This is a genomic window from Pseudarthrobacter sp. S3 (genome assembly GCF_050156905.1).
GTDB lineage: Bacteria > Actinomycetota > Actinomycetes > Actinomycetales > Micrococcaceae > Arthrobacter.
The window spans coordinates 3438345-3465244 of record NZ_CP189583.1; the positions used below are offsets into that span (position 1 = coordinate 3438345).

Genomic DNA, 26900 nt, shown 5'->3' on the forward strand with positions numbered 1-26900 from the left:
CGCACATTCCCTGGCGCCACCGATATTTGGGTGTCGACAGGGAATATGCGCAGCGCCAGGTCCGGCTTACCAGGTCCGGCTTACGTTCAGCTCGCGTCTGCGGTGACTGCTGTGCCGGCGAGCCGGAGCCAGGTATCCACCACGGTGTCCGGGTTCAGGGAGACCGAATCGATGCCTTCCCCGACCAGCCACTCGGCGAAGTCCGCGTGGTCGCTGGGACCCTGGCCGCAGATGCCCACATATTTGCCGCGCTCCTTGCAGGCCTTGATGGCCATGCTCAGGAGCTTCTTGACGGCAGGATCGCGTTCATCGAAGCCGCCCGACACGATCGCGGAATCCCGGTCCAGGCCCAGGGCCAGCTGGGTCATGTCGTTGGAGCCGATCGAGAAGCCGTCGAAGTAATCCAGGAAGTCGTCCGCCAGCAGCGCGTTGGAGGGGATCTCGCACATCATGATCACCTCGAGGCCGTTCTCGCCGCGGACCAGGCCGTTCTCCGCCAGCAGCTCGATGACGCCGCGGGCCTCGTCCAGGGTCCGCACAAACGGGATCATCAGCTTGACGTTGGTCAGGCCCATCTCGTTGCGGACGAAGGACAGGGCCTCGCACTCGAGGTCGAAGCAGTCCCGGAAGGAGGGCTCCAGGTAGCGTGAGGCGCCGCGGAAGCCGAGCATCGGGTTCTCTTCGTGCGGCTCGTAGGCCGGTCCGCCGGTGAGGTTGGCGTACTCGTTGGACTTGAAGTCGGACATGCGCACAATCACCGGGTGCGGGGCGAAGGCCGCCGCGATGGTGGACACGCCTTCGGCCAGCCGCTTGATGTAGTACTCGCGAGGGCTGTCATAGGCGGCGATCCGTTCCCGGATTTCCGCGGCCACGTCAGCCGGCTGGCTGTCCAGGTTCAGGAGCGCCTTGGGGTGGATGCCAATCTGGCGGTTGATGATGAATTCCAGCCGGGCCAGGCCCACGCCGTGGTTGGGCAGCTGCGCGAACGTGAACGCCTGCTCCGGCGTACCCACGTTCATCATGACCTTGACCGGGGCCTCCGGCAGCTCGGTGATGGCGGTTTCCTCGACACTGAAGTCCAGGAGCCCTTCGTAGATGGTGCCGGTCTCGCCGTCGGCGCAGGAGACGGTCACTTCGAGGCCGTCGGTGAGGGCATCCGTAGCACTTCCGGTGCCCACGACGGCGGGAATCCCCAGTTCGCGGGCGATGATGGCCGCGTGGCACGTGCGTCCGCCGCGGTTGGTGACGATGGCGGAGGCCCGCTTCATGATCGGTTCCCAGTCCGGGTCGGTCATGTCCGCGACCAGGACATCGCCGGTCTTGAAGGCGGCCATCTGGTCGATCGCGGTCAGGATCCGGACGCTGCCGGCACCGATCCGCTGGCCGATCGCGCGGCCCTCCACCAGCACCCGGCCGGTTCCGTTGAGGCGGAAACGGCTCAGGCTGCCCGCGGCGCGGCGGGACTGCACGGTCTCCGGGCGTGCCTGCAGGATGTACAGGCCGCCGTCGATCCCGTCCTTGCCCCACTCGATGTCCATGGGGCGGCCATAGTGGTTCTCAATGGCGACGGCGTGCCGCGCGAGCTGCTCGACGTCCTCGTCGCTGAGGCTGAAGCGGTTCCGGAGCGAAGCCTCCACCGGCACGAAGTCGATGGTGCGGCCGATCTCGCGGCTCTCCGTGTACGTCATCTGGAGGGCCTTCTCGCCCAGGCCGCGCTTGAGGATGGCAGGGCGGCCGGCCTGCAGCGCAGGCTTGTAGACGTAGAACTCATCCGGGTTCACGGCGCCCTGGACCACGGCCTCGCCCAGTCCGTAGGAGGACGTGACAAACACGGCGTCCTGGAAACCGGACTCGGTATCCATGGTGAACATCACGCCGGAGGCCCCGACGTCGGAGCGCACCATCCGCTGGATGCCGGCGGAGAGTGCCACCTCGGCGTGTTCGAACTTGTGGTGCACGCGGTAGGCGATGGCCCGGTCGTTGTAGAGGGAGGCGAACACGTCCTTGATGGCGATCAGGATGTTCTCGATGCCGCGGACGTTCAGGAAGGTTTCCTGCTGACCGGCGAAGGAGGCATCCGGGAGGTCTTCCGCGGTCGCGCTGGAACGGACGGCCCAGGACAGGTCCTCTGAGCCCCCGTGCTTGTCCACCAGCTGCTGGTAGGAGTTCCGGATCTGCGCCTCGAAGTCCGGCAGGAAGGGCGTCTCGCGCATCAGCGTCCGGATTTCCTGGCCGGCCGCGGCGAGGGCCGTCACGTCATCGGTGTCCAGGCCAACCAGCCGGTCCACGATCTTCCGGTCCAGGCCCGAGTCAGCCAGGAAGCTGCGGTAGGCGTCCGCTGTTGTGGCGAAGCCGTCCGGGACCTGCACGCCGGCGGAGGTCAGGTTCTGCACCATCTCCCCGAGGGAGGCGTTTTTGCCGCCTACCCGGTCCAGGTCCTTGAGTCCGAGTTCTGAGAACCACAGTATGTCTGTCGTCATGGTTGCTGCTCCTTTGCAGATGATGGCATGCGGGGGCGCCGCCCCGCTCGCGGCTGTAGCCGGTTGGTGGGCGCGAATCCTGTCTACAGTGACAGGTTCAGAGCGCTCTTCCAACATGATGTGCGCCACATAGGGCTTGTGAAAATTTTCCCTAATGCTTGAGGTTCATGCGCTGCAGGATGGTGGCGGCCATTTCCTCCACGGAGACCGTCGCCGAATTCAGGTACGGGATCCGGTGGGAAACGTATAACTGCTCGGCGCTGCGCAGCTCGAAGCCGCACTGCCGCAGCGACGCGTAGGGTGAGCCGCGGCGCCGTTCGGTGCGGATCTGGCTCAGCCGAAGGGGGTTGGAGGACAGCCCGAAGCACTTCTCAACAAAGGGCCGCAGTGGCTTGGGCAGCCCTTCCCGCTGAAAGTCCTCGTCCACCAGCGGGAAGTTCGCGGCGAAGATGCCGTGCTGGAGCGCCAGGTACATGGTGGTGGGCGTTTTTCCGCAGCGGGACGGGGCCACCAGGATGACCTGCGCCTTTTCCAGCGCCCGCAGGCTCTGGCCGTCGTCGTGTTCCATGGCGTACTCGACGGCGGCCATCCGGGACTGATATCGTTCCGCGTTGCCAAGGCCGTGGGCCCTGCCGGGTTCATGGCTGGCCTGGGACCCGAGGGCCTCCTCCAGCTGTCCCACATGCATCCCGATAAGATCCACGATGATCCCCCGGCACGTTGCAATGGCCTGCCTGATGTCGCTGCTGACGGCCGTGGAAAAGACGATGGGCCGCGGACCGGTGGCGACCAGTTTGTCGATGGTGCCCACCACGGTCCTGGCCTGTTCGACGGTGGTAATGAACGGGACCGTGATGCGGTCAAAGTTATTGGCGGGGAACTGGGTCAACAGGGTGTTGCCGAGCGTTTCCGCGGTGATGCCGGTGCTGTCCGAAAGGAAGTAGACAGGCCGAATCTCGTGATTGGTCATGAACGCATTCTCCACGAAGGACGGCCCCGGCTCGGTATTGGCATGACCGAGAGGAGCGCCCTGGCGGTGATAACGTGACGCTATGCATGTCCTGCCCGCCGTATGGCGAAGAATCTCTGCGTGACCGGGCGTCTTTGGGCGGCCCTGGGAGCCGCGACGTCCCGCACCGGTGAAGCCGCCCGGGCGTTTACGCCCAAACACCCGGCCCAGGTAATTGTCCTGGGCTTCGCGGCGGCGGTCGCCATCGGTACGGGGTTGTTGATGCTGCCGGCTGCTAAACAAGGCCCCGGCGGTGCCAGCTTTCTGGAAGCATCGTTCACCGCGACGTCCGCGGTGTGTGTCACCGGCCTGGTCACCGTGGATACCCCCGTTTTCTGGACCGGCTTCGGGCACGTGGTGATCCTGGTCCTCATCCAGGTGGGCGGCTTCGGCGTGATGTCCTTCGGCACGCTGCTGGGAGTACTGATGGCCCGCCGGCTGGGGCTGCGGTCCCGTATGACCTCAGCGGCCGAAACCAAGAGCACCGGCTTCGGCGACGTCCGGGGGGTCCTGCTGGGCGTCCTGACCGTCACCGCGGCAACGGAACTCCTGCTCGCCGGGATCCTCACGGCCCGCTTCATGGAGGGTTACAACTACCCGTTGGGTAAGGCCCTCTGGCACGGGGTCTTCCACTCGGTCTCATCCTTTAACAATGCCGGGTTCGCGTTGTACCCGGACAGCCTCATGGGCTTCGCCGGTGACCCGTGGGTATGCCTGCCCATCGCCTTGGCCGTGATTATCGGAGGTCTCGGCTTCCCCGTCCTCTTCGAACTGCGGCGCCGATACCGCACCCCGGTCCACTGGAGCATGAATACCAAACTTGTGCTGGCCGGGACCGGAGCCCTGTTGGTCAGCGGAACCGTGTTCCTGACAGCCGTGGAATGGGCCAACCCGGCCACCCTGGGCGCCCTTCACCCCGGTGAACGCCTCCTCGCGGGGTTCTTCCAGTCTGTGATTACCCGCACGGCCGGTTTCAACAGCGTGGACATCAGCCAGTTGCATCCCGTCTCCTGGCTGGGCATGGACATTCTCATGCTCATCGGAGGTGGACCTGCGGGTACTGCCGGTGGCCTGAAAATCACCACCTTCGCCGTCCTGCTCTTTATCCTCACAACAGAACTTCGCGGCGACACCGCCGTGAACATCTTTGCGAAGCGGCTCTCCCGCGCAGTCCACCGCCAGGCCATCGCCGTGGTCCTGCTCGCCCTTGCCCTGATCATGGGCTCCACCATGTTCCTGATGCTGATCACCGATTTCGGGCAGGAGAAGATTCTGTTTGAAGTCATCTCCGCTTTCGCCACCGTCGGATTGTCCACCGGCATCACCGCGGCGATGCCCCCGGCAGGACAGATCGTGCTGATACTGCTGATGTTCATCGGACGGCTCGGCCCGGTGACCCTCGGAGTGGCACTGGCAGTCCGCACCCGCCCGGTCCTGTTCGAATACCCCAAAGAAAGGCCCCTCATTGGCTAGGAAAATCTTCTCCCGCGGCTCGGAACGCCTCGCCCAGGCCGGGTCCGTCGCCGTCATCGGCTTGGGCCGCTTCGGCGGCGCACTCGCCCTGGAACTGGAAGCCCAAGGCACGGAGGTACTGGGGATTGACGCGGACGAAAACATCGTCCAGTCCTTCAACGGCCGCCTCACCCACGTGGTCCGCGCCGACGCCACCAAGGAGGAAGTCCTCCGCCAGCTTTCCGTCCACGAATTCGACCGCGCCGTGGTGGGCATCGGATCAGACATCGAAGCCAGCATCCTCACCACCTCACGGCTCCTGAAATTCCAGGGACCACAGATCTGGGCCAAAGCCATCTCGGAACCCCACGCGGAAATCCTTGGCCAGCTCGGCGTCGAGCATGTCATCCGTCCCGAGCATGACATGGGCAAACGGGTGGCGCACCTGGTCCGCGGTGGCATCCTGGATTACGTCGAGTTCGAAGACGACTTTGTGATGGTCCGCACCAGCCCACCCAGCCAGGCCCTGGACCGGCCGCTCGGAATCCTCGGGCTCCGCGACAAATACGGGATCACCGTCGTCGCCGTCAAACGCCTCGGCGGCACGTGGGGCCACACCACTGCGCAGACGGTCCTCTACGACGACGACCAGATCATAGTCCAGGGCAGCAAAACCCAAGCCGAAAAATTCAGCACCCTCACCTGAAAGCCGCACGTGTGACTTCAAGATCCGCAGCGACATCATCGGACCAGCCAGGTTGCGAGATCACCGCCGTCAACTTGTGGGCACCCCGCGTTCGGCCTAGATTTGGGCATGACCAATTCGCCCGAACACGAACTGCTCCTTGAGCTGCAGGACCTGATCATCGGCACGGGATCGGTGGCCGACTTCCTGGGCGGGCTGTCCATCATCGCCGCATCCGCACTGAGCCGCAGCGCCGGCGCCACGGTGGAATGCGGGGTCACCCTCAAGCTCGCCAGGAAGACGGCAACGGTGGGCGGAAGCACCGAGCGGGCCATCCAGCTGGACCGCATCGAACAGGCCGTGGGCGAAGGGCCGTGCCTCACAGCATTGAAGGCGGCCACCCCTGTCCTGCTGGCCGATGTCCGCACAGACACGCGCTGGCCTACCTACCAGAAACGCCTGATGGAGGAGGGCATCCACAGCGCCCTGGGCGTCCCCCTTGAACTGGGTCAAAACGCCGCCGCAGTCCTGAACTTCTTCGCGCCGTCCACCGGCGTGTTCACAGAGGACACCATCACCGAGGCAGCCAGCTTCGCCGCCGTCGCCGGCAGCGCCGTCCGCCTGGCCGTCAGGGTGGGAACCGCCGAAAGCGCCGCGGATGACCTCAGCGCGGCGATGATGAGCCGCACCGCCATCAACCTTGCCAGCGGAATCATCATGGCCCAGAACCGCTGCAGCCAGTCCGATGCCATGTCCATCCTGATGAACGTCTCCAGCCACCGGAACCAGAAGCTCCGGGACGTGGCCGACGAGATCGTCCGGAAGGTCTCGGGCGAGGAAGCCACCACCTACTTCGACAAGTAGGCGTAGTTAGCCCCGTCCAGCGCTCAGCCTGAACTTCAGCCGGGCTCAGTGTGCAGCCGCAACCTGGTCCGGGCCTGGCCGTAAAAAAGCGAGTACTCACTACTCGTGTCCTTGCCCGCCGGCCCTTTTATGATGAAGGCGTACCGACACATGAGGACTGGGGCATCATGATCGATCAACTGGTGGACTGGCGCGTCTCAGGCGCCCTGCTGGACATCCGGGGACACTCGGAAGCAGCATCGGCGTGCACCCTTGCCCGGATTGCGGCTCCCGCGGTGAGCGACATGGCAGGTTCCGAGGTGGAGAGCACTGTGACCATCGTGAGGCCCGACGGAACGCCTTCCACTGCGGCAACCACCGACGGCGCCGGCGGCCTTTCCCGCTGGGACCAGCTCGCCGGACGGGGTCCCACCTCGCGGGCACTGGGCGGCCGCCTGACCATCATTCTCAATGCCCGCTCCCTGGACAATCGCTGGGATGAGTACCCGGCCACTCTCAGGGCAGCAGGCTTCCGTTCCGCTTTCGCCGTGCCATTGCCGCTGGAACGCGGCTACCGGGCCGCACTGACGTTGTATACGGCGGAAACGAACGTGTTCACCCCGGTTGTGGCAGCCGAGGTGCTGGCATTCTCCGTCGTGGCAGCCAAAAGCCTGGTCCTGGCACTGCAGGTCCGGGCAGGCCTGGCCCAATCCGCGGATCTCCGCGCAGCCATGGCCGGCCGTACCGCGATCAACACCGCCTGCGGCGTGATCATGGGCCAGAACCAGTGCTCCTACGACGCGGCGGTCCAGATCCTCACCGCCGCCTCGAGCGAGCAGAACCTGACCCTCCGCGACGTCGCCGAAGGGATGCTGAGCACCCTGAAAGGCGGCGTACCGACCACACACTTCCAGCACCGCACCTAAGCCGGCTCCCGCCGTCGGGCATTGCGTGGTGGGACGCTCGGTACGGTCAGCGCAGAACTACCGTCCGCCCGCCGTCGAGCATTACCCGGCCTTCACAGTGCCACCGGACCGCGCTACTGAGCGCCTTGCACTCAGCATCGCGGCCCACGCGGACCAGGTCATCGGCCGTGTACGTGTGGTCCACGTCGATGACCTGCTGGGCGATGATCGGTCCCTCATCCAGTTCCGCGTTGACGTAGTGCGCCGTAGCGCCCACTGTCTTCACGCCGCGGTCATAGGCCTGGTGGTACGGCTTGGCGCCCTTGAAACTGGGCAGGAACGAGTGGTGGATGTTGATGGTTTTGCCCGTCAGCTGGGCCGACAGCTGATCGCTAAGGACCTGCATATAGCGGGCCAGGACCACCAGTTCCACCTCGAACTCGTCCACGAGCTCCAGCAGGCGGGCTTCCTGCGCAGGCTTGGTCCCCTGAGTGACCGGGAGGTGGAAGAACGGGATGTTGTGCCACTTGACCAGCTCTTCGTGGTCCGTGTGGTTCGAGACCACGGCCACGATTTCCACCGGAAGATCACCCGTGCGGGCCCGGAACAGCAGGTCATTGAGGCAGTGCCCGAACTTGGACACCATCACCAGGACCCGGCGCTTGCGGCCGTGCGGTTCCAGCTGCCAGCTCATAGCCCACTCAGCGGCCAGCGGCTCGAAGTCCCGGCGCAGGTCCTCGGTGCTGAAGGCTGTTTTCCCTGCCGCGAAATGCACCCGCATAAAGAACTGCTGGGCCTGGCGGTCACCGAAGTGATTGGTGTCGATGATGTCGCACCCGTGATCCAGCAGGTACCCCGTGATCGCGTGGACAATGCCCGGGGACTCGGCGCAATTGACTGTCAGAACATGTTCGGTAGTCACTCCCGTGAATCCTTCGCCGCGGCCAGGTGGGGAGTTTGGGGGGAAACGGTGGTCTTACTGCTCACGTGCTGCTCCTCGAATCAGTGCTGGCTGGAGTGCCGTTGGGGATGATGCGTGGCCCGCTTCATTGGGGACCGCATCGAGGTTGTTGAAGCTGTAAAGGTGGATCCCTGCGATGTCGGGCTGGCTTTCGAGCCCGGCCACCAGGGTGTGGGGTGAGTAGCGGTCGCCGCTGAGCAGCTTGCGCGCCAGCGTTCCTTTGCTGCTGAGGAACTTCAGGGAACTCCCGACGCCGATCTGCGTGGCAAGTGCCAGCAGTTTGGTCCGCGGGACGGACCCCGCCACGCCCGCCCAGACGGGCAGGTTCACGCCTTCACGGCGCAGGAGCGCCGCAAAGTCAAGGATTTTGGGCGCGTCGAAGCACATCTGGGTGACCACGTGGGTGGCCAGGTGCTGCTTGTCCTGCAGGGCCTCGAGCAGGTCCAGGGCGGCCACGGTCGGGTGGCCTTCCGGGTAGCCTGCCACGCCGGCGCGCATCCGGCCGCCGGTGTACTGGGCGATGTCTTCGAGCAGCGGGAGTGCGGACCCGTACGGGCCGGCGGGCTGCTTCCGGTCGCCGCCGATCACAAACACCTCGCCGATGCCCGCGCCGTCGCAGTCCCGCATGATCCGGGTCAGTTCGGCCCGGTCATGGATGCTGCGCGCGGCCAGGTGCGGGATGACGGTGTAGCCGAAGTCGCTCAGCTCAACCGACGTGCGCATGGTCCGCTCGACACCGTGGTGCGGCAGGCACGTCATGGTCAGCGTGGTGGTCAGCGGAACCAGCGCCCGGACCTGGTCAACGATCCCGGTTGAGGGGATGATTTCGATTCTTGTAGGGAGCATCTTCGGTCCTTTCCTGATATCGAAGGGTCAGCTGGCGTGGGCTGCCAGCAGTGAGCTGGCTTCCTGGCGGGTGCTGCCGGAAGACTCGATGTGGGCGAGCTGGGCGGGGATTTCCCAGCCCTTCTTGCGCATCGCGGTGGCCCAGAGCCGGCCGGCCCGGTAGGAGGAACGGACCAGCGGTCCACTCATGACGCCGAGGAAGCCGATCTCCTTGGCCTCGTCCTGAAGGTCCACGAACTCCTGCGGCTTGACCCAGCGGTCCACCGGCAGGTGCCGCTCGGACGGGCGAAGGTACTGGGTGATGGTGATCAGGTCACAGCCGGCCTCGTGCAGGTCCCGCAGCGCCTCGGAGATCTCCTCGCGGGTCTCACCCATACCCAGGATCAGGTTGGACTTGGTCACCATGCCCAGGTTCCGGCCCTGGGTGATGACATCCAGGGACCTCTCGTACCGGAACGCGGGCCGGATCCGCTTGAAAATCCGGGGCACGGTTTCAACGTTGTGCGCGAAGACCTCCGGCTTCGAATCACAGATCGCCTCGATGTGCTCGGGCTTGCCGGAAAAGTCAGGGATCAACAGTTCAACGCCGGTACCCGGGTTCAGCTCGTGGATCTTCCGCACCGTCTCGGCATACAGCCACACACCCTCATCGGCCAGATCATCCCGGGCCACCCCGGTGACGGTGGCGTAGCGCAGCTGCATGGCCAGGACCGAACGGGCCACCTTCGTGGGCTCAAACACGTCCACCGGGGACGGCTTACCCGTATCGATCTGGCAGAAATCACAACGCCGGGTGCATTCGGAGCCACCAATCAGGAACGTCGCTTCCTTATCTTCCCAGCACTCAAAAATGTTCGGGCAGCCGGCCTCCTCACACACCGTGTGCAGGCCTTCCTTCTTAACCAGGTTCTTGAGCTGGACATACTCCGGACCCATCTGGACCTTCGCCTTGATCCACTCCGGCTTCCGCTCCACCGGTACTGCAGAGTTACGCTGCTCAACGCGCAGCAGCTTCCGGCCTTCTGGTGCCAGTGTCATCAGTTCTCTTCCCTTAGCATTCCACGACGTTGACGGCGAGGCCGCCCATGGCTGTTTCCTTGTACTTGGAGCTCATGTCCCTGCCGGTCTCGCGCATGGTCACGATCACCTCGTCCAGCGACACCCGGTGGGTGCCGTCGCCCCAAAGCGCCATCTTCGCGGCGTTGATGGCCTTCGCCGCCGCGATCGCGTTGCGCTCGATGCACGGGACCTGGACCAATCCGCCGATCGGATCGCACGTCAGGCCCAGGTTGTGTTCCATCGCGATCTCCGCGGCGTTCTCCACCTGCTGGGGTGTGCCGCCCATGACCTCGGCGAGGGCCCCGGCCGCCATGGACGACGCCGATCCCACCTCGCCCTGGCAGCCCACCTCGGCGCCCGAAATGGACGCCTGTTCCTTGTACAGCACCCCGATGGCACCGGCCGTGAGCAGGAACTTGACCACAACGTCGTCGCGGTCTTCCTGCGTGGCTTTGTCCATCCCGGGTGCGAAATGCAGTGCGTAATACAGGACTGCCGGGATGATCCCCGCGGCACCGTTGGTGGGTGCCGTGACCACCCGGCCGCCGGACGCGTTCTCCTCGTTCACTGCCAGGGCGATGAGGTTCACCCATTCCTGCCAGTACTTCGGGTCCCGGTCCTTGTCCTCCTTTTCGAGGCGCTCACGCCAGTCCGGAGCACGACGGCGGACCTTCAGTCCGCCGGGCAGCAGCCCCTCACGCTTGAGGCTGGTTGCCACGCACTCCTCCATGACGGAGTAGATGTGCAGCAGGCCCTCGCGGATTTCCGCCTCCGACCGGGAGGCAAGCTCATTCACGAACATGACCTCGCCGATCGACAGGCCCTTGGACTGGCACCGGCCCAGCAACTCCGCGGCGGTGCGGAATGGCAGCGGCAGCTCCTTCTTGGACTCGTCGAGTTCCTTCAGGGCCGCGTCCTCTTCACCTTCGCGGACAATGAAGCCGCCGCCCACGGAGAAGAAGGTGGCCTTGTGCAGGACCTCGCCTTCTTTGTCGCTGACTGTGAAGGTCATGCCGTTGGTGTGCCGCGGCAGGACAGTGAGCGGGCGCAGGACCATGTCCTTGACCCCGTAGGGCAGGGGTACGGAGCCGGCGAGCTGGAGGGTGCCGGTTTCGGCGATCGCGGCGAGCCGCTCCTCTACCTCGGCCGGCAGGATCTTTTCGGGGTGGAAACCCTCCAGGCCCAGCAGGATGGCCGTCATGGTGCCGTGTCCGTGGCCCGTCGCCGCCAAGGACCCGTAGAGGTCCACCCGCAGCCCCGCCACCTTGTCCAGTCTGCCGGAGCCCTTTAACTCCTCGGCAAACACCGCGGCAGCCCGCATCGGGCCAACGGTGTGCGAGCTCGAAGGCCCGATCCCGACGGAGAACAAATCAAAGACTCCAACGGCCATGTGCGTTTCCTAACTAACTAATTAATTGGTCGGGTTGGGTGGCGCCTGGCCGAATTCCTCCGCGTGCTGGCTCGTACCTCGCCTCTGACGCACGCTTCCGGAATCCGCCCAGTCACCCGCGAACGTCACCAAAGGCGACGGTCCCCGCGAGTGCCGGTGGGGCTGGCATCCGGCAGCGTGCGTCAAAGCGACGAAGGAGCAGCACGCAGAGGATGTCAGTCCCACCGGTACGGGCAGAAGCTAAATGCCCGGGTACAGCGGGTGGGCGGCGGCGAGTGCCTCTACCCGGTGACGCAGGCCGGAAAGGTCCGCGTCGGCGTCGGCAATCAATGCCTCGGCGATGATGTCCGCAACTTCGCGGAAGGCTGCCTCGCCGAACCCGCGGGTTGCCAGCGCGGGGGTGCCGATCCGGAGACCTGAAGTGACCATCGGCGGCCGCGGATCGAACGGCACGGCGTTGCGGTTGACGGTGATGTCAATCGCGGCCAGGCGGTCCTCGGCCTGCTGGCCGTCCAGCTCGCAGTTGCGCAGGTCAACCAGGACCAGGTGGACGTCGGTGCCGCCGGAGATCACGTTGATGCCCTTGGCGGTGACGTCCGGCTGGACCAGGCGGTCGGCCAGGATGCTGGCGCCAAGCAGGACGCGTTCCTGGCGTTCCTTGAACTCAGGCGAGGCCGCGATCTTGAAGGCCACAGCCTTGCCGGCGATCACGTGCTCGAGCGGTCCGCCCTGCTGTCCGGGGAAGACGGCCGAGTTAATCTTCTTGGCGATCGCGGCGTCGTTGGAGAGGATGATGCCGCCGCGCGGACCGGCGAGGGTCTTGTGCGTGGTGGAGGTGGTGACGTGGGCGTGCGGCACCGGGCTCGGATGCAGCCCAGCTGCCACCAGTCCGGCGAAGTGCGCCATGTCCACCATCAGGAAGGCACCCACCAGGTCGGCGATCCGGCGGAATTCGGCGAAGTCCAGCTGGCGGGCATAGGCCGACCAGCCGGCAACGATCAGCTGCGGCTTGTGCTCCAGCGCCAGGCGCTCCACCTCGGCCATGTCAATGGTGTGGGTGTCTTCGCGGACCTGGTACGGGACCACGTTGTACAACTTGCCGGAGAAGTTGATCTTCATGCCGTGGGTGAGGTGGCCGCCGTGGGCCAGGTTCAGGCCCATGATGGTATCGCCCGGCTTGATCAGCGCGTGCATCACCGAGGCGTTGGCCTGGGCGCCGGAGTGCGGCTGCACATTGGCGAACTCGGCACCGAACAGTGCCTTGACCCTGTCGATGGCGAGCTGTTCGATGACGTCCACGTGCTCGCAGCCACCGTAGTAGCGCTTGCCCGGGTAGCCCTCGGCGTACTTGTTGGTCAGGACGGAGCCCTGCGCCTGCATCACGGCGACGGCTGTGTGGTTCTCCGAGGCGATCATTTCCAGGCCATTGCGCTGGCGGCCCAGTTCGTCATCGATCTTGGCAGCGATCTCCGGGTCCAGCACCGACAGGTCGGTGTCCAGGCTCGCGGAGACTACCTGCTCAAAAACTGCGGTACCGGCAGCGGCGCTCACAGTTCGCCACCGTTTACTTCGGCGTATTCCTGCGCCGACAGCAGCGGGCCCTCGGACTCGACGGTGACCTTGAACAGCCAGCCGGCACCGTAGGGATCAGAGTTGATGAGTGCAGGATCGCCGACGGCGTCGTCGTTGATTTCCGTGACCTCGCCCGTCACCGGGGAGTACAGGTCGGAGACAGACTTGGTGGACTCGATCTCGCCGCAGGTCTCCCCCGCGGTCACCGTGGAGCCAACCTCGGGCAGGTCCACGTACACGATGTCGCCCAGCGCCTCAGCGGCAACAGCGGACACGCCAACAACGGACGGGCCCGAGCCATCAGTGGAAATCCACTCGTGCTCGGCGGAGTACTTCAGTTCAGCGGCAACCTTAGCCATGTGTGTTTCCTTAGGTTTCGAAGTCAGTTGTGGTCGTGCGGTCGGTGGGCGGGAGTATTCGAAAGCGTGCGTCAGAGCGAGGAACGAACAGCACGCGTGAAAACTCCGGTCCGCCGGTCCCGGACTCAGGGAGCCGGTGGACTTACTTTTGGCGCTTGTAGAACGGCAGGGCGACAACCTCGAAAGGCTCTGCCTTGCCGCGCAGGTCGATGTCCAGGGCGGTGCCAATCTCGGCGTGCTCAACGTCGACATAGGCCATCGCGACCGGGTAGCCAAGGGTGGGGCTGGGCTGGCCGGAGGTGACTTCGCCAACCACTGCGCCGTCCTTGAGCACCGGGTAGTGCCCGCGGCCGGCGCGACGTCCGAGTCCCTTCAAGCCCACAAGCTTACGCTTGGAACCGGCTTCCTTGGCGGCTGCCAGGGCGGAGCGGCCCACGAAGTCGCCTTCCTTGCTCTTGAGTGCCACAACGCCACCCAGGCCGGCATCGAACGGTGACCGTTCGAGCGAAAGCTCGTTGCCGTAGAGCGGCATGCCGGCTTCGAGGCGGAGCGAATCGCGTGAGGCGAGGCCGCACGGAACGATCCCGAACTCGGCCCCCGCTTCGGCGACGGACGCCCAAAGGGAGGCGGCGTCGTCGTTCGCTACAAAGAGCTCGAAGCCGTCCTCGCCGGTATAGCCGGTGCGGGCCAGGATGACGTTGTGGCCGGCCACGGTGAGTTCGTTGAACGCGTAGTACAACAGGCCGGTAACCAGTGCGTGCTGGGCCTCATCGGTCAGCTTGAGCAGGATGGCCTCGGCCTTGGGGCCCTGGACCGCGATCAGCGAGGTGATGGCGGAGGCATCCTCCACCTTCACGTTGAAAGCCGTGGCACGTTCGGCCAGGGCGACGGCGACGGTGGGGGCGTTGCCCGCGTTGGGGACCACGAGGTACTTCTCGTCGCCGAAGCGGTACACGATGAGGTCATCGATGATGCCGCCGTCGGCGTTGCAGATGAGTGAGTACTTGGCTTTCCCGTCCGCGATGGCGGAGAGCTTGCCCACGAGTGCATAGTCCAGGAACGCGCCGGCTTCCAGGCCGGAAACCCAGACTTCGCCCATGTGGGAGAGGTCGAACAGGCCGGCAGCGTTGCGCACCGCGTGGTGCTCGGCCAGCTCCGAGCTGTACTTCAGGGGCATCTGCCAGCCACCGAAATCGGTGAAGGAAGCGCCGAGTTTCTTGTGCTCTTCGTAAAGAGCGGTGTAGTTCTCAGTCATTATGAAAGCCTTTCACACGAAACTAGTTCGCGAATTCCTCGATGGGCGGGCAGGAGCAGATCAGGTTGCGGTCCCCGGCTGCGCCGTCGATCCGGCCTACGGGCGGGAAGTACTTGTCCTGCTTGAGGTGGTGGAGCGGGAAGGCAGCCTGCTCGCGCGGGTACGCGCGGTTCCAATCGGAATTCACGACGGCGGACGCGGTGTGGGGTGCGTGGCGCAGCGGGCTGTTCTCGACGCTGAAATCGCCGCTGGCCACCTGGTCGATTTCCTTCCGGATGGTGATCATCGCGTCGATGAACCGGTCGATCTCCACCAGGTCCTCGGACTCCGTCGGTTCCACCATCAGCGTGCCCGCAACCGGGAACGCCAGGGTAGGGGCATGGAAACCGTAGTCAATGAGGCGCTTGGCCACATCCTCAGCCGTAACGCCGGTCTTCGCCGTCAACTCCCGCAGGTCCAGGATGCACTCGTGCGCCACGAGTCCGCCCTCACCGGTGTAAAGGACCGGGAAGTACTCGTTCAGGCGTGCCGCAACGTAGTTCGCCGCCAGCAGCGCCGACTTCGTCGCCTCGGTCAGGCCCTCGGCACCCATCAGCTTCACATACGCCCACGAGATCGGCAGGACGCCCGCGGAACCGTAGTTGGATGCGCTGATGGCCACGCCGTGGCCCGCTTCGTGGGCTGACTTGTTAGCGTCACCGGGCATAAACGGTGCCAGGTGCGCCTTCGCTGCGACCGGACCAACACCGGGTCCGCCGCCGCCATGCGGGATGCAGAACGTCTTGTGCAGGTTCAGGTGCGAGACGTCACCGCCGAACTTGCCCGGCTGCGCCAGACCCACAAGGGCGTTCAGGTTGGCACCATCCACGTAGACCTGGCCGCCCGCGGCGTGCACGGCGTCGCAGATTTCGGTCACGTCCGCGTCGTACACACCATGGGTGGAGGGGTAGGTGATCATGATCGCCGAGAGGACGTCCTTGTTCGCCTCGATCTTGGCGTTCAGGTCCGCATGATCAATGCTGCCATCCGCAGCGGTCGCCACCACAACCACCTTCATGCCGGCCAGGACAGCCGAGGCCGCGTTGGTGCCATGCGCCGAAGCCGGGATCAGGCACACCGTCCGCTGGTCATCGCCGCGGGACAGGTGATAGCCACGGATCGCCAGCAGGCCCGCGAGCTCACCCTGGGACCCGGCGTTCGGCTGCAGCGACACCTGATCGTAGCCAGTGATTTCCGCGAGGTCAGACTCCAGCCCGCCGATCAGCTCACGCCAGCCCACGGTCTGGGAATCCGGGGCAAACGGGTGGATCGAGGCGAACTCCGGCCAGGAAATGGCTTCCATCTCCGCCGTGGCGTTCAGCTTCATGGTGCACGAACCCAACGGGATCATGGTCCGGTCCAGCGCCAGATCCCGATCCGAAAGCCTGCGGATGTAGCGCAGCAACTGCGTCTCGGAACGGTGCGTGTTGAACACCGGGTGCTGCAGATACTCAGAGGTGCGGAGCACGGACTCGGGCAGTTCAAAGCCCTTCGCCTCCACCACCGGACCGGCACCGAAGGCGACGGCGATCGCGGAGAGAACATCCGTCGTCGTGGTTTCATCAGCGGAGACGCCGACGGTGTCCGCATCGATCTGGCGCAGGTTGATTCCGCGCGCTTCGGCGGCGGCGATGACCTTGGCCGCCTTGCCCGGGACGCGGACCGTGACGGTGTCGAAGAAGGTCTCGGTAACCAGGTCGCGGCCGGCGACCTTCAGCGTGGTGGCCAGGGTGCGGGCGTTGTGATGGACCTGCTCCGCGATTGCCTTGAGGCCGTCGGGGCCGTGGTAAACGGCGTAGAAGGAGGAGACGATGGCCAGCAGTGCCTGCGCGGTGCAGATGTTGGACGTGGCCTTCTCACGGCGGATGTGCTGCTCACGGGTCTGCAGCGCCAGACGGTACGCCGGGACACCGGCGTCGTCCTTGGAGACACCGACGAGGCGGCCGGGCATGGACCGTTCCAGGCCCTTCGCCACCGCCATATACGCCGCGTGCGGGCCGCCGAAGAACAACGGCACCCCAAAACGCTGCGTCGAACCGACCGCGATGTCCGCACCCTGCTCCCCGGGAGGGGTGATCAGCGTCAACGCCAACAGATCAGCGGCAACGGTCACGAGCGCGCCGCGCTCCTTGGCAGCGGCAATAACGGTGGTGTGGTTGAAGACCCGGCCGGACACACCCGGCTGCTGCAGCACCACACCGTTAATGACACCCTCCGGCATGCCCCTGGACAGGTCAGCGACCTCCACCTCGAACCCGAGGGCCTCGGCGCGGCCCTTCACGATCGCGATGGTCTGCGGCAGGCAATCCGCATCCAGGACCGTCTTGCCATCCCGGGCTTCCTTGTTCTTGTTCGCCCGGCGCATCATCAGCACAGCCTCAGCCACCGCCGTGGCTTCATCCAGCAGGGAGGCGTTCGCGATCGGCAGGCCCACCAGGTCCTGGACCATGGTCTGGAAGTTCAGCAACGCCTCCAACCGGCCCTGCGAAATCTCCGGCTGGTACGGGGTATACGCGGTGTACCAGGCCGGGGCCTCCAGGATGTTCCGGCGGATCACCGCGGGCGTCACCGTGCCGTAATAACCCTGCCCGATCATCTGCACAGCAGTCTTATTCTTCGCAGCCAACTTCCGCAGCTCGGCAAGGACCTCAACCTCACTCAGGGCGTCCTTGAGGGCCAGCGGCTTGGCCTGGCGGATGGAGTCTGGGACAGCAACGTCCACGAGGCCGTCAACGCTGTCATAGCCAACGGCCTTGAGCATGGTGTCAACATCGGCCTGGCGGCGGGCGCCAATATGCCGATCGGCAAAAGTGGAGGGGGACGACTGGATGGTCATGAAGGAACTCCATAATTCAGGTGGCGTGCTGGGTACGCCACATTGACTCGGGTTCCTCCCCGCTCTGTATTGGACCTGAGAGTTTCCGCGCCTACCTGCTTTCACAGGGTGACACTTGCACCGTCGGTGAGCCCGTTGCCGGACTACTTTCCAGAGTTGCCTAACCGCGGCGGTACCTGGGCCTGAGAGATTCCCGGAGAGGATTTGCTCCTACGGCGCCTGCTGAACGTACCGGCAGGACTCTCCCGCCGCAGATCAAAAGCATGTGCCACTTCGTCAGTGACACGTCTCACAGGATAACCGGATTTCAGGCCGCTTGCAAGGCGGCGCGGGGAGGATGGATGCCAGTGCCACCTGGCTGACTGTTTCGCCGGGGACGCTCATTCTGGCGTGGCGCTGCCAGAGGTGGAGGCCGGCAGTGGCGATGAGCCCAGAAGCGACAGCGGGGGCCGTCGAATGACGTTTGTGCCGGCCACAACCACCCGTAACTGTGCGGCGTGTGGGTCACATGGGGTCACGCCAGGGTTCGCAAGGGTCGTTTCGGGATCAGTCGGACCATTCCGGGTGAGTCGCGCCTCCGGCTGAGGCGAGTACCGGGTAAGCGGAGTCATGGCAGGTTCCGATAAGTCGAGTACTGGGTACTCGTACTTTCGGTCGGCGTACGTTCGTAGACTCCGGCTACCGGACGCTGCGATCCGCGCCCCGGTCCGAACCAGATCTGAAGGGGCATTGAGCTCACATGAGAACAACTTCACTTAGAGTGGCCGGCGCGTCGGCGGCGTTGGCAGGCCTTATGGCGGTGGCGGCTCCGGCAATGGCGTCCGTGATATTTGATCCGGCCACGGGGACGGGGTTTGTCGGCAAGGGGGATGTGCAGCTTGTCTTTTCCTGGAATAACAAAGTGCTCCAGGACAACGCATTTGCCGTGGACTTCCGCGTGAATTCTGTTAGCGAGACGACGTGGACCTGCACGAAGATCGTCGTGCAGGGCGACGCTGAAACACGGGAAATTGTTCAACAGCACAGCACCACCAGCACTGCCCAAGGACTCGTCACCACGGTTGCGCGTGAGAACTCCAAGGGTAAGGACGGAGCCGTGACAGGCTTCTACCTCACTGGCTATGAAGGCGCGCCTGTCTTGGGCACGGACGGACCCGCGCCAGGTTCCTGCCCGGCTGACCCCAGCGGCTTCGTCTATGACGGAAACGCGGTGACGACCGAATCCGGCGGCGGCCTCCAGGTCACCCGCGACGGGACGAACTGGTACAGCATCGGATAGGTTCCGGCAGTGCGACGGGCAGCGCAGGGGCGGGACCATCGCTGCTGCCCGCCCGTCGTCGCCCGTTCAGGAACCTTGGGCGGCCGCGCGGCGGGAGTTCATCACGTCCCTTGATCAAGTCTTTCGGATTTAGCGTGCAATCTGCGTCATATTCCCGCACGTCGGGCGATTACTTAAATATGGACCTGACGTCCATCAGCATTTTTCAGGGTATTCACATTGGAGGACTTCATGTCGTTCTTTACCGCATTGGTGACAAGCAAGATCGCGGCCGGGATTCTGGCCGGAGGAACCCTCGCCGCCGGGGGCGCGGCCACCGCAGCCTACACCGGGACACTTCCCGCGCCGCTCCAGCAGGCCAGTCATGAGGTCATGGGCGCCCCAGCACCGGCGGCCGCTTCCACGGCCGCTGAGCATACGCCCGCCGCGGCCCGGCACGGGAAAGCATCGAAGGCCGCCGCTGCGCCAGCGCCGCGGCCGGACGCAACACCTGCGGGCCCGGACGCTACCGGTCCGGCAGCCTTCGGACTGTGCACGGCGTTCACCAACGGCGGCCTGGACCCGGCCTCAACCGCCTCTGAGTCCTTGGCGACGGCAGCGAATGGCGGCGCGGGTATCGCAGCGTATTGCAAATCCGTGCCAGCGCCCGGCCAGGCGGCTGACCATCGGCAGGACAAACCGGCTAACTCGGGCACATCCCTATCACCGGGCAAGGGAACGCCGCTGGCGCAGGCTGACAAGGGCCTGTCCCACAAGCCTGCCACGGCAGGGAAACCCTAAGCCAGGCCGAACGGGGATGTCTGGGAGGCGGGGGATGGATACGATCACTGACGACCTGGTGGCAGCGGGCCACGGGGACTGCGCATCGTTGTTCTCCGCCGTATACCGGGCATTCTCACCGGCAGTCGCTGGCTATCTGCGGGCCGGCGGAGTGGACGATCCCGAGGGCGTCACCCACGATGTGTTCCTGGCCGTATACCCCAGATTGACGGCGGTCAGCGGCGGAGCGAAAGGCCTCCGGGTGCTGATCTTCTCCATCGCCCACGCCCGCCTCGTAGATCACCACCGCCGCCGCAGCAGAACACCCGTCCCGATGGAGTACGATCCCGGCAGGGACGACCGTCTGAGCGCATCGGCCGAGGACACGGTCCTGGACGGCAACGCAGAAGCCAACGCCCTCGCGATGCTTGAGGGCCTCAGCGAGGATCATCGGGAAGTCCTCCGGCTGCGTATCATCGCTGAGTTGTCCGTGAACGACGTCGCCTCCATCATGCAGAAGTCGCCAGGTGCCATAACGCAGCTCCAGCACCGGGCCCTGGCCAGCCTACGGAAGCTGCTCAAAGTTGAGACAAGGGTGGCCTCATGATCACCAGGCACACACTTCGCGACGAACAGGTCGTCGATGAACTACTCTTGGAAACCGGCAGCGAAGATGCCCCTGATCTGAGAGCCGTACTGCTGGACCTGCGCTGTTTTGTGGCCAGTCCCGCTGTGGTTCCTTCCGCTGAACTTGAAGCACTCATGGCCACCGGACCGGCCAGCCTGGACGCCCGCCGCCGGCGCAACCACCGCCGAACCGCCTTCACGGCGGTGGCCATTGCAGCGTCCATGGGAATTGGCACAGCGGCCGTGGCCGCGGCCGATCCCGGATTCCGCGAACATGCACAACAGGCCATCACCACCGTGATCGACGCGGTCACGCACGGCTACTCGGGAAAGCCAACACCCGCACCCGGCCCCGGTGCCACGAAGACGCCCGCCCGCGTTCCCGATCTTCCAGCACCTGCGCAAGGCGACCCGGGGCGGTCCGGCACGAACCCCGCGTCATCGCCGGTGATCCCGCCAGCCAACGGACCGGCTAACGGGCCTGCACCCGCCGTCCCCCAGAAGCCAGGGAACCGGCCTGCACCCGCATCTCCGTCCTTCAAGGCCCACAGTTAGCCTGAACGTGGGCACCAAGCTGCTGCCGGCGGCCAACCCGGCTCGGGACTGCGGGACCTCGTTCCTGAGGGAGCCGCCGCAGCGATCGAGACCGAGCAGGAGGTCGGCTCTTTGAAATCGTCCGCGGACATGGTGGAGGCGATCGAGCCGGCCGGCAGGTTCGACGAGCGGTGGACCGCTACGTCGCGATGACCCGGGCGAACAGGCCGGGGCGTCCGCGCCACGGTGGACGGGCGGACGTGGTGTCCGTCCCGCTGTCCGCGGGCGTCCTTGCCTTCGCCTGGGTGGTGCCGTCCCCCGCGGCCGGTGCCGTGCTGATGGGGCGTCTGGCGTCAAGCCAGTAGGGTGAACCTCGATATGCCCGATTTTCTGGTTGCGGACAACCGCGGTTGCGGCGCCCGAAGCGCCTGAGCCGTTAAGCTGCATGAGGGTGGCCGTCAGCGTCACGGTTTTCTCCGCCGCAATTGCGTTCTGGGCCATGACTGGCCCGGCACCCAGCGACACGGCAGCCGCTGAGCACACCCCGCCCGCACATGTTAAGTTGAGAGCCACGACGGGCCGTCTCGGTCCGGCGCCCCGGCTGGAAAAGAGAAGTTCCGTGGAATCCCCCGCATCTGCCCCCGCACCCGTGAGGATCCTGACGGTCTGCACCGGCAACATCTGCCGCTCCCCAGTGGCCGAACGCCTGCTGCAGGCCGGGCTGGACCAGGTGATGCCGGGCGGCTTCGAGGTCACCAGCGCCGGAACCCGGGCCATGCTGGGCGACCCCATGCAGCCGCTGTCCGGAGACATCGTGCGCACCTTTGGCGGGAACCCGGACGGTTTCGTCTCGCGGCAACTGACCAGCAAAATATTGCGCGGCGTGGACCTGGTGCTCACCATGACCTCGGGCCATCGCGGCGAAGTACTCCAACTGGACGCGTCCCTGCTCAAGCGCACCTTCACCATCCGCGAGTTCGCCCGGATGCTCGACGTCCTGGACGAGCGTGCGGACAGTGCCGCAATCGGTCCGGTAACGGCCGACGGCGGCAATCCCCTCAGTGCCAACACCGCCTTCTGGCGAGGGCTGCCCGCGCGGGCCGCGTCCGTCCGGCACCTGTCGCTGCCGGCGGATTCCTCGGAGAACGACATCATTGACCCCTACCGGCGCAGCCCGGAGGTATACCGCCAGATGGAGGACGAGCTGGCCCCCGCCATCGTTTCCGTCCTGCGGCACGCCCGCCTCAACGTTCCCGCCTAAGCAAGCGCGCTTTTCACCGAACCCGGCGAGCCACCGTCGTACGTCACAGCACGGAAACGACACGCCCCGCGTTATAGCCGTAACCGGGCACGAGGGCGGACACTAAGTCATGGTAAGCACCCCAAGCGGTTCGGATCCGATTGACCCGGCCCCGTCCGGCCCCGAAGCTGCCGCGCCTGCCGCGCTGAAACGGCGGCGCGTGATCGCGGCGGTGCTGTCGCTGGTGCTGGTGGCCGTCGTCGTCGTGTCCGCCCTGGTATTCACCCGGCCAGCCGCGGATGTTGCGGCCCCGGCGCCCATCATCGCTGACTCCGCGACCCCCACTCCTTCGGAGACGCCGCCGCCGCCGCCGGCACCGGCCCCTCCCCCGCCGCCCGAACCCATCGCGGAACTCCCGGCGGCGCCCATGAACATCCTGGTGATCGGCAGCGACAGCCGCGCCAACGCCCGGGAGCAGGCGGCCATCACCCAAGCCACCGGCGAATCCCAGGACCACCGCGCCGACACCCTGATGCTGGTCCACGTCCCGGCCGACCGCCGCAGTGTGCACGTCGTCTCCCTCATGCGGGACCTCTACGTCAACATCCCCGACTATGGCTTCGCCAAGATCAACGAAAGCCTGCAGGCGGGCGGCATACCGCTGGCCACCCGGACGGTGGAGTCCCTGATGGAGACCCACATCGACCACACCGTCATGCTGGATTTCAACGGATTTAAGACGCTCACGGACGGGCTGGGCGGAATCGACGTGAACGTCACAGTGCCGTTCCAGTCCACGCACGAAACGCAGCACGTTTTCACGCCGGGGGTGAACCACCTGGACGGCCAGGCGGCACTGGAATTCGTCCGCGAGCGCTACGCCTTCGTTGACGGCGACTTCCAGCGGGTCCGAAACCAGCAGACGTTCCTCCGCGCCATCCTCGCCCGGCTGACCAGCGACGGCGCCCTGCACGATGTGACCGCAGTGCGGGCCCTGGTGAATTTCGCCGCCGGCTACCTCACCGTGGACCAGGGCTTTGATCCTGTGGGCGTGGCGATCCTTGCCTACGGAATGCGCGGCATCGACCCCAATGCCATTGTTTCGCTCACGCTGCCGACAGCCGGGGTGGGCACGGCACCTGGAGGGGCGTCGGTGGTGTTCCCGGACTACGGCGGGATCGCCCAGGTGGCGGCGGCCATGCGCGAAGGCCGGCTGCCCGAGTACGCCGGCGGATAGCACGCCGGGCAACACGATCCGGTACTAGATGATTAATTCCGATTGGATTTAGTGGTCGTAGGCGATCAGGGAGCGTTTGCGGGGTGCTCCGGTTAGCCAGTTGTGCCAGATTCCGGCGGCGAGGGCCAGGAGCCGGGCGGCGACGCGTGCGTAGACGCCTTCGGTGGTTCGGCCGCCGTGTTGTTCGAGGGTGAGTTGGCCTTTGAGGGTGTCGAAGACGGATTCGATCCATTGCCGGATGCCGCCGAGTTTGCCGAAGCGTGGCTTTTCGTCCTTGCGGTCGGGTCTGATGAGGTGGGCGCCGAGGTCTTCGGTGATGAACCGTTCGAAGTCTTTGCCGGCGAAGCCTTTGTCTCCGAGGATGACTTGGCCGGCGCGGACGAGGTGGTGGTCTTTTTCCAGCAGGGCCTGGGTGACTTCGCGTTCCCCGATTTTCGGGTTCGCCAGACCCCAGATGACAGGCATGCCGTCCGGGGTGCTGATGAGGTAGAGCCGGAAGCCCCAGAAGTAGCGGGAATGGGAAGCGCAGTAGCCATAACCGGCGTGACCGGAGAGATCGCTGCGTTTGACGGTTTCCCGTGACATCCCGCAGGGCAGCGGGGTGGAATCGACCAGGCGGAGCACGTCATGCCAGGACGGAGTGTCCTTGGCCAAGGCTGTGATAGTCGCGGAGATCAGAGTCCCGGCGGCCCGGAGCCGTTTGTTGTAGCCGGGCTGCTGAGGAATGGAGGGGAACATGCCGGTCAGGTGCGTCCGGGCGTACCGGATCCACCTGGTTTCGGAGGAGTACCCCAGCAGTTGCTGGGCCACTGCCAGGCACAGCAGTTCTGCATCCGACAGGCTGGGCTTGCGCCCAGGCCGGCGGTCGCGTGACACGCCAAGATCCGGCAGGACACGGTCGGTAAGAAGGACATAGAGTGTGGTCAGGAGAGTGTTCAATTCGGGGTTCACATACTGGGTTTAACACTCTCCGCCTGACTTTAAAAGCCTCCACACCGACCAAGCCAATCGGAATTACTCATCTAGCCTTCGTGTCCCTTGCGGGACGCCCGTTCCGGGCTGAAAATGGTGCCGTGGCCGCCTGTCAACGCCGTGCCTCTATGGTTCCACTAGGCCGTCATCTAGCCGGGCGTTGGGGGTCGCGCTCTGGGCCCTTCACTGTTTCTTTTGCTGAGAACGTGGATTAGATTCCGATTTTTCCCGGCGATCCCCACGGGCGGCCGCGTCGATAATCGACAGGTTCGCACGTGAGGAGATGAACAGGATCATGCTGGCCGAATCCCAGGATGAGGAACAGATCATTGCCAGGGTCGCCGCGATCGATATTGGCAAGGCTGAACTCGTGTGTTGTGTCCGGGTCCCCGCGGAGGGGAACTCGAAGAAGCGGTTGCAGGAGGTGTCCACACATTCGACGATGAGCCGGTCGTTGGCAGAGCTGGCCAACCATCTGGTGGAGCTCCGGGTCGAGCGGGTGGTGATGGAGGCAACCTCCGATTATTGGAAGCCGGTGTTCTATCTCCTGGAGGCGCACGGGCTCGAGCCATGGCTGGTCAACGCGCGCGACGTCAGGCATTTGCCGGGACGTCCGAAAACTGACGTGCTCGACTCGGTCTGGCTGTGCAAAGTCGCCGAGCGGCAGATGCTCCGGCCCAGTTTTGTCCCGCCTGCCCCAATCCGCCGGCTGCGGGACCTGACCCGGTACCGGATCGATCTGGTCGGGACCCGCACGGCGGAGAAGAACCGGGTAGAAAAGCTTCTTGAGGACGCGTGCATCAAGCTCTCTGTCGTGGCCTCGGACATTTTCGGGGTCTCCGGCCGGGAGATGATGGCAGCGCTCATAGACGGCGAACGGAACCCGAAGGTCCTCGCGCAGCTGGCACGGGCAAGCATGCGCAGGAAGATCAGCGAACTCGAGGAGGCGTTCACTGGCCTCTTCGATGACCACCACGCCTTCCTGCTGGCCCGGATGCTGGCCAGGATCGACGGCATTGATGCTGATATCGCCGCGGTCGATGAACAAATCGAGGCGCAGCTTGCCCCTTTCGCCGCGGCGGCGGAGCGTCTGGATGAGATCCCAGGCATCGGCCCCATTGCCGCCGCGATCATTCTGGCCGAAATCGGGGTCGACATGTCCCGGTTCCCGACCGCAGGACACCTGTGTTCCTGGGCAAAGTTCTCCCCGGGCATCAACTCCTCTGCCGGGAAGACCAAGGGCAGCGGGTCGACCGGGCACGGCAACCGCTATCTCGCCCGGATCCTGGGCGAAGCCGCCGTCGGTGCCGGCAGAACCGATACCTTCCTCGGCGAACGCCACCGGAGGCTGGCTAGGCGGCAGGGCAAGAAACGCGCCATCGTCGCCATCGGCCGTTCCATCCTGGTCATCATCTGGCACCTCCTCAAGGACCCGGATACACGGTTCCATGACCTCGGTGCCGATCACTTCAGCCGCCGCACGAACCCCGACACCAGCAAACGCAATCACGTCCGCCAACTCGAAGCCCTCGGCTACACCGTCACCTTGACCCCGCAGCCTGACACCCACCCATATCGATAGCGCCGACCAACCGCCACACAGTGACGGGCACATCCCTACGCGCCAGCCGCCTTCAGCGCACCTCCATTTTCGGATCAGCGGGCACCAATGAAGCGGCCCCCGGCCGTGCCAGGGGCCGCTTCATTGGTGACTTAACTCCGGGTGGGGTCCGGGCGCAGCGGTGCCGGCCCCGGATCCGGGACGGGCAGCGGGCCTGGAGGTTCCGGCGTCGGGATGGGGCTGGGCCCGTCCGGTCCCGGGTGGCCGGGATGGGTGGGGCCCGGGTTAAAGGGGTCCGGACCTGGTTCGGGCGGGAACGGCTCTGGTTCGTGCACTGGCGGGATGGTCATGGAACTTCCCCTCATCACTCTGGGCGCGTGCGCCTTTGCGTGATCAGGATACTCCCGCCCGCCATCAACGCTCCCTCACATCCTGCAGAAATTTCCCGAACGCTCTCTCACTCCGGCTGTGAGTGCGTTCTAGTCCGACCTGCTTCTAGGCCGGACGGCGCAGTCGGACCGGGCGGGAAACCGGCGCCTTGGCTGCTTGGCCGGCTTCCTGCATCCGCGGGATGGCAAAGGTCACCACCAGGCGGGCGTTCGCGTCGTCCGTGGACCTGATGGTCAAGCTTCTGGTGCCGGGCGGCACGGACGGGGTGAATACCTGCAAGTTCCGTGAGCCCACACTGGCCGAATCCCTCAACGTGTAGAGCGTGCCCCAATGGTCTTCGATGGCAATTTCCGGGATGGCCCTCCCGGCAGCGGATTCCACGTGGATGTTGACCACCAGGCACGTGCTCCAGACTTCGACGGAGAGCACCGTGAACTCAGCGCCCCGTGTCAGGTGCAAGCCGTATGTGGGCGGCAGGAGCACCTTCCGGAGGATGCCTTTCGGAATTAGGTTTCGCATCATCGCCCCCAAAAATTACTAAGAGTGCTTACAATTAGACGCGATAATGACGCCCTGTCAAGGTCCCGCTCCGCGTTCTGTGGCAAGCCAC

At 65.2% G+C, this 26900-nt stretch carries 24 protein-coding genes and 1 riboswitch; of the genes, 12 read left to right on the top strand and 12 right to left on the bottom strand.

What is annotated here, in order from left to right:
• Window positions 1–86: 86 nt before the first annotated feature.
• Both ppsA and ACQCSV_RS16535 read right to left on the bottom strand, forming a co-directional pair.
• Window positions 87–2480 carry a phosphoenolpyruvate synthase gene (ppsA, locus tag ACQCSV_RS16530; RefSeq protein WP_426938834.1) on the bottom strand — a complete coding sequence of 798 codons (2394 nt, stop codon included), beginning with the start codon at window positions 2478–2480 and terminating at the stop codon, window positions 87–89.
• A gap of 151 nt (window positions 2481–2631) precedes the next feature.
• Window positions 2632–3450, bottom strand: a complete 819-nt coding sequence (locus tag ACQCSV_RS16535; RefSeq protein WP_426938835.1) for a pyruvate, water dikinase regulatory protein — start codon at window positions 3448–3450, stop codon at window positions 2632–2634.
• Window positions 3451–3594: 144 nt separating this feature from the next.
• On the opposite strand from ACQCSV_RS16535, the gene ACQCSV_RS16540 reads away from it, so the two are divergent.
• From ACQCSV_RS16540 to ACQCSV_RS16555, 4 genes are all read left to right on the top strand, one after another.
• Window positions 3595–4962, top strand: coding sequence for a potassium transporter TrkG (locus ACQCSV_RS16540; protein ID WP_354162844.1), 1368 nt, complete (start codon window positions 3595–3597; stop codon window positions 4960–4962).
• Entirely contained in the window at window positions 4955–5647 is a 693-nt protein-coding gene (locus tag ACQCSV_RS16545) for a TrkA family potassium uptake protein (protein ID WP_354155267.1), read from the top strand. The genes ACQCSV_RS16540 and ACQCSV_RS16545 overlap by 8 nt, the downstream gene beginning before the upstream one ends.
• Before the next feature lie 108 nt (window positions 5648–5755).
• Window positions 5756–6490 (top strand): GAF and ANTAR domain-containing protein, encoded by a 735-nt coding sequence (locus ACQCSV_RS16550; RefSeq protein WP_426938836.1) that lies wholly within the window; start codon window positions 5756–5758, stop codon window positions 6488–6490.
• Between the two features lie 167 nt (window positions 6491–6657).
• Entirely contained in the window at window positions 6658–7395 is a 738-nt protein-coding gene (locus tag ACQCSV_RS16555; protein ID WP_354162836.1) for an ANTAR domain-containing protein, read from the top strand.
• Window positions 7396–7441: 46 nt separating this feature from the next.
• Here ACQCSV_RS16555 and purU read toward each other — a convergent pair whose 3' ends face one another.
• From purU to gcvP, 8 genes are all read right to left on the bottom strand, one after another.
• Entirely contained in the window at window positions 7442–8296 is an 855-nt protein-coding gene (purU, locus tag ACQCSV_RS16560; protein ID WP_426938837.1) for a formyltetrahydrofolate deformylase, read from the bottom strand.
• Window positions 8297–8350: 54 nt separating this feature from the next.
• Window positions 8351–9181, bottom strand: coding sequence for a methylenetetrahydrofolate reductase (locus tag ACQCSV_RS16565; protein WP_354224615.1), 831 nt, complete (start codon window positions 9179–9181; stop codon window positions 8351–8353).
• Window positions 9182–9208: 27 nt separating this feature from the next.
• On the bottom strand, window positions 9209–10219 hold the full coding sequence (lipA, locus tag ACQCSV_RS16570) for a lipoyl synthase (protein WP_354184224.1): 1011 nt from the start codon (window positions 10217–10219) through the stop codon (window positions 9209–9211).
• Window positions 10220–10232: 13 nt separating this feature from the next.
• Window positions 10233–11630 carry an L-serine ammonia-lyase gene (locus ACQCSV_RS16575; protein WP_354167908.1) on the bottom strand — a complete coding sequence of 466 codons (1398 nt, stop codon included), beginning with the start codon at window positions 11628–11630 and terminating at the stop codon, window positions 10233–10235.
• A 240-nt stretch (window positions 11631–11870) separates the two neighbouring features.
• The gene (gene glyA, locus ACQCSV_RS16580) at window positions 11871–13181 is read right to left on the bottom strand and encodes a serine hydroxymethyltransferase (protein WP_426938838.1); all 1311 of its coding nucleotides are present in this window, start codon (window positions 13179–13181) and stop codon (window positions 11871–11873) included.
• Complete coding sequence (gene gcvH, locus ACQCSV_RS16585; protein WP_252570121.1) at window positions 13178–13561, bottom strand: glycine cleavage system protein GcvH; 384 nt, start codon at window positions 13559–13561, stop codon at window positions 13178–13180. Before gcvH ends, glyA begins: the two co-directional genes overlap by 4 nt.
• A gap of 142 nt (window positions 13562–13703) precedes the next feature.
• On the bottom strand, window positions 13704–14816 hold the full coding sequence (gene gcvT / locus ACQCSV_RS16590; protein ID WP_426938839.1) for a glycine cleavage system aminomethyltransferase GcvT: 1113 nt from the start codon (window positions 14814–14816) through the stop codon (window positions 13704–13706).
• Window positions 14817–14838: 22 nt separating this feature from the next.
• Entirely contained in the window at window positions 14839–17691 is a 2853-nt protein-coding gene (gene gcvP / locus ACQCSV_RS16595; RefSeq protein ID WP_426938840.1) for an aminomethyl-transferring glycine dehydrogenase, read from the bottom strand.
• A 160-nt stretch (window positions 17692–17851) separates the two neighbouring features.
• Window positions 17852–17949, bottom strand: a riboswitch (glycine riboswitch).
• A 481-nt stretch (window positions 17950–18430) separates the two neighbouring features.
• Between gcvP and ACQCSV_RS16600 the strand changes: the two genes are divergently transcribed.
• From ACQCSV_RS16600 to ACQCSV_RS16630, 7 genes are all read left to right on the top strand, one after another.
• Window positions 18431–18970 (top strand): hypothetical protein, encoded by a 540-nt coding sequence (locus tag ACQCSV_RS16600; RefSeq protein ID WP_426938841.1) that lies wholly within the window; start codon window positions 18431–18433, stop codon window positions 18968–18970.
• Between the two features lie 231 nt (window positions 18971–19201).
• Window positions 19202–19750, top strand: coding sequence for a protein tyrosine phosphatase (locus ACQCSV_RS16605; protein WP_426938842.1), 549 nt, complete (start codon window positions 19202–19204; stop codon window positions 19748–19750).
• 34 nt (window positions 19751–19784) lie between these two features.
• The gene (locus ACQCSV_RS16610; protein ID WP_426938843.1) at window positions 19785–20336 is read left to right on the top strand and encodes an RNA polymerase sigma factor; all 552 of its coding nucleotides are present in this window, start codon (window positions 19785–19787) and stop codon (window positions 20334–20336) included.
• Window positions 20333–20911, top strand: a complete 579-nt coding sequence (locus ACQCSV_RS16615; protein WP_354222369.1) for a hypothetical protein — start codon at window positions 20333–20335, stop codon at window positions 20909–20911. The genes ACQCSV_RS16610 and ACQCSV_RS16615 overlap by 4 nt, the downstream gene beginning before the upstream one ends.
• Window positions 20912–21081: 170 nt before the next feature.
• Window positions 21082–21255: a hypothetical protein gene (locus ACQCSV_RS16620; RefSeq protein WP_354222371.1), complete on the top strand. Its 174-nt coding sequence runs from the start codon at window positions 21082–21084 to the stop codon at window positions 21253–21255.
• 254 nt (window positions 21256–21509) lie between these two features.
• The gene (locus ACQCSV_RS16625; protein WP_354222373.1) at window positions 21510–22151 is read left to right on the top strand and encodes a low molecular weight phosphatase family protein; all 642 of its coding nucleotides are present in this window, start codon (window positions 21510–21512) and stop codon (window positions 22149–22151) included.
• A 109-nt stretch (window positions 22152–22260) separates the two neighbouring features.
• Window positions 22261–23367 carry an LCP family protein gene (locus ACQCSV_RS16630; RefSeq protein ID WP_354222375.1) on the top strand — a complete coding sequence of 369 codons (1107 nt, stop codon included), beginning with the start codon at window positions 22261–22263 and terminating at the stop codon, window positions 23365–23367.
• Between the two features lie 48 nt (window positions 23368–23415).
• Here ACQCSV_RS16630 and ACQCSV_RS16635 read toward each other — a convergent pair whose 3' ends face one another.
• Window positions 23416–24318: an IS982 family transposase gene (locus ACQCSV_RS16635; RefSeq protein ID WP_426938844.1), complete on the bottom strand. Its 903-nt coding sequence runs from the start codon at window positions 24316–24318 to the stop codon at window positions 23416–23418.
• Between the two features lie 304 nt (window positions 24319–24622).
• On the opposite strand from ACQCSV_RS16635, the gene ACQCSV_RS16640 reads away from it, so the two are divergent.
• Window positions 24623–25921 (top strand): IS110 family transposase, encoded by a 1299-nt coding sequence (locus ACQCSV_RS16640; protein ID WP_426938845.1) that lies wholly within the window; start codon window positions 24623–24625, stop codon window positions 25919–25921.
• A 474-nt stretch (window positions 25922–26395) separates the two neighbouring features.
• On the opposite strand, the gene ACQCSV_RS16645 is transcribed toward ACQCSV_RS16640, so the two are convergent.
• On the bottom strand, window positions 26396–26812 hold the full coding sequence (locus ACQCSV_RS16645) for a hypothetical protein (protein ID WP_426938846.1): 417 nt from the start codon (window positions 26810–26812) through the stop codon (window positions 26396–26398).
• Window positions 26813–26900 lie beyond the last annotated feature (88 nt).

Bases quoted from the DNA above. Each gene is read 5' to 3' on its own strand.
- ppsA (WP_426938834.1), bottom strand. From the start codon at position 2,480: ATGACGACAGACATACTGTGGTTCTCAGAACTCGGACTCAAGGACCTG.
- ACQCSV_RS16535 (WP_426938835.1), bottom strand. From the start codon at position 3,450: ATGACCAATCACGAGATTCGGCCTGTCTACTTCCTTTCGGACAGCACC.
- ACQCSV_RS16550 (WP_426938836.1), top strand. From the start codon at position 5,756: ATGACCAATTCGCCCGAACACGAACTGCTCCTTGAGCTGCAGGACCTG.
- ACQCSV_RS16555 (WP_354162836.1), top strand. From the start codon at position 6,658: ATGATCGATCAACTGGTGGACTGGCGCGTCTCAGGCGCCCTGCTGGAC.
- ACQCSV_RS16565 (WP_354224615.1), bottom strand. From the start codon at position 9,181: ATGCTCCCTACAAGAATCGAAATCATCCCCTCAACCGGGATCGTTGAC.
- lipA (WP_354184224.1), bottom strand. From the start codon at position 10,219: ATGACACTGGCACCAGAAGGCCGGAAGCTGCTGCGCGTTGAGCAGCGT.
- ACQCSV_RS16575 (WP_354167908.1), bottom strand. From the start codon at position 11,630: ATGGCCGTTGGAGTCTTTGATTTGTTCTCCGTCGGGATCGGGCCTTCG.
- gcvH (WP_252570121.1), bottom strand. From the start codon at position 13,561: ATGGCTAAGGTTGCCGCTGAACTGAAGTACTCCGCCGAGCACGAGTGG.
- gcvT (WP_426938839.1), bottom strand. From the start codon at position 14,816: ATGACTGAGAACTACACCGCTCTTTACGAAGAGCACAAGAAACTCGGC.
- gcvP (WP_426938840.1), bottom strand. From the start codon at position 17,691: ATGACCATCCAGTCGTCCCCCTCCACTTTTGCCGATCGGCATATTGGC.
- ACQCSV_RS16600 (WP_426938841.1), top strand. From the start codon at position 18,431: ATGAGAACAACTTCACTTAGAGTGGCCGGCGCGTCGGCGGCGTTGGCA.
- ACQCSV_RS16605 (WP_426938842.1), top strand. From the start codon at position 19,202: ATGTCGTTCTTTACCGCATTGGTGACAAGCAAGATCGCGGCCGGGATT.
- ACQCSV_RS16610 (WP_426938843.1), top strand. From the start codon at position 19,785: ATGGATACGATCACTGACGACCTGGTGGCAGCGGGCCACGGGGACTGC.
- ACQCSV_RS16615 (WP_354222369.1), top strand. From the start codon at position 20,333: ATGATCACCAGGCACACACTTCGCGACGAACAGGTCGTCGATGAACTA.
- ACQCSV_RS16630 (WP_354222375.1), top strand. From the start codon at position 22,261: ATGGTAAGCACCCCAAGCGGTTCGGATCCGATTGACCCGGCCCCGTCC.
- ACQCSV_RS16640 (WP_426938845.1), top strand. From the start codon at position 24,623: ATGAACAGGATCATGCTGGCCGAATCCCAGGATGAGGAACAGATCATT.
- ACQCSV_RS16645 (WP_426938846.1), bottom strand. From the start codon at position 26,812: ATGATGCGAAACCTAATTCCGAAAGGCATCCTCCGGAAGGTGCTCCTG.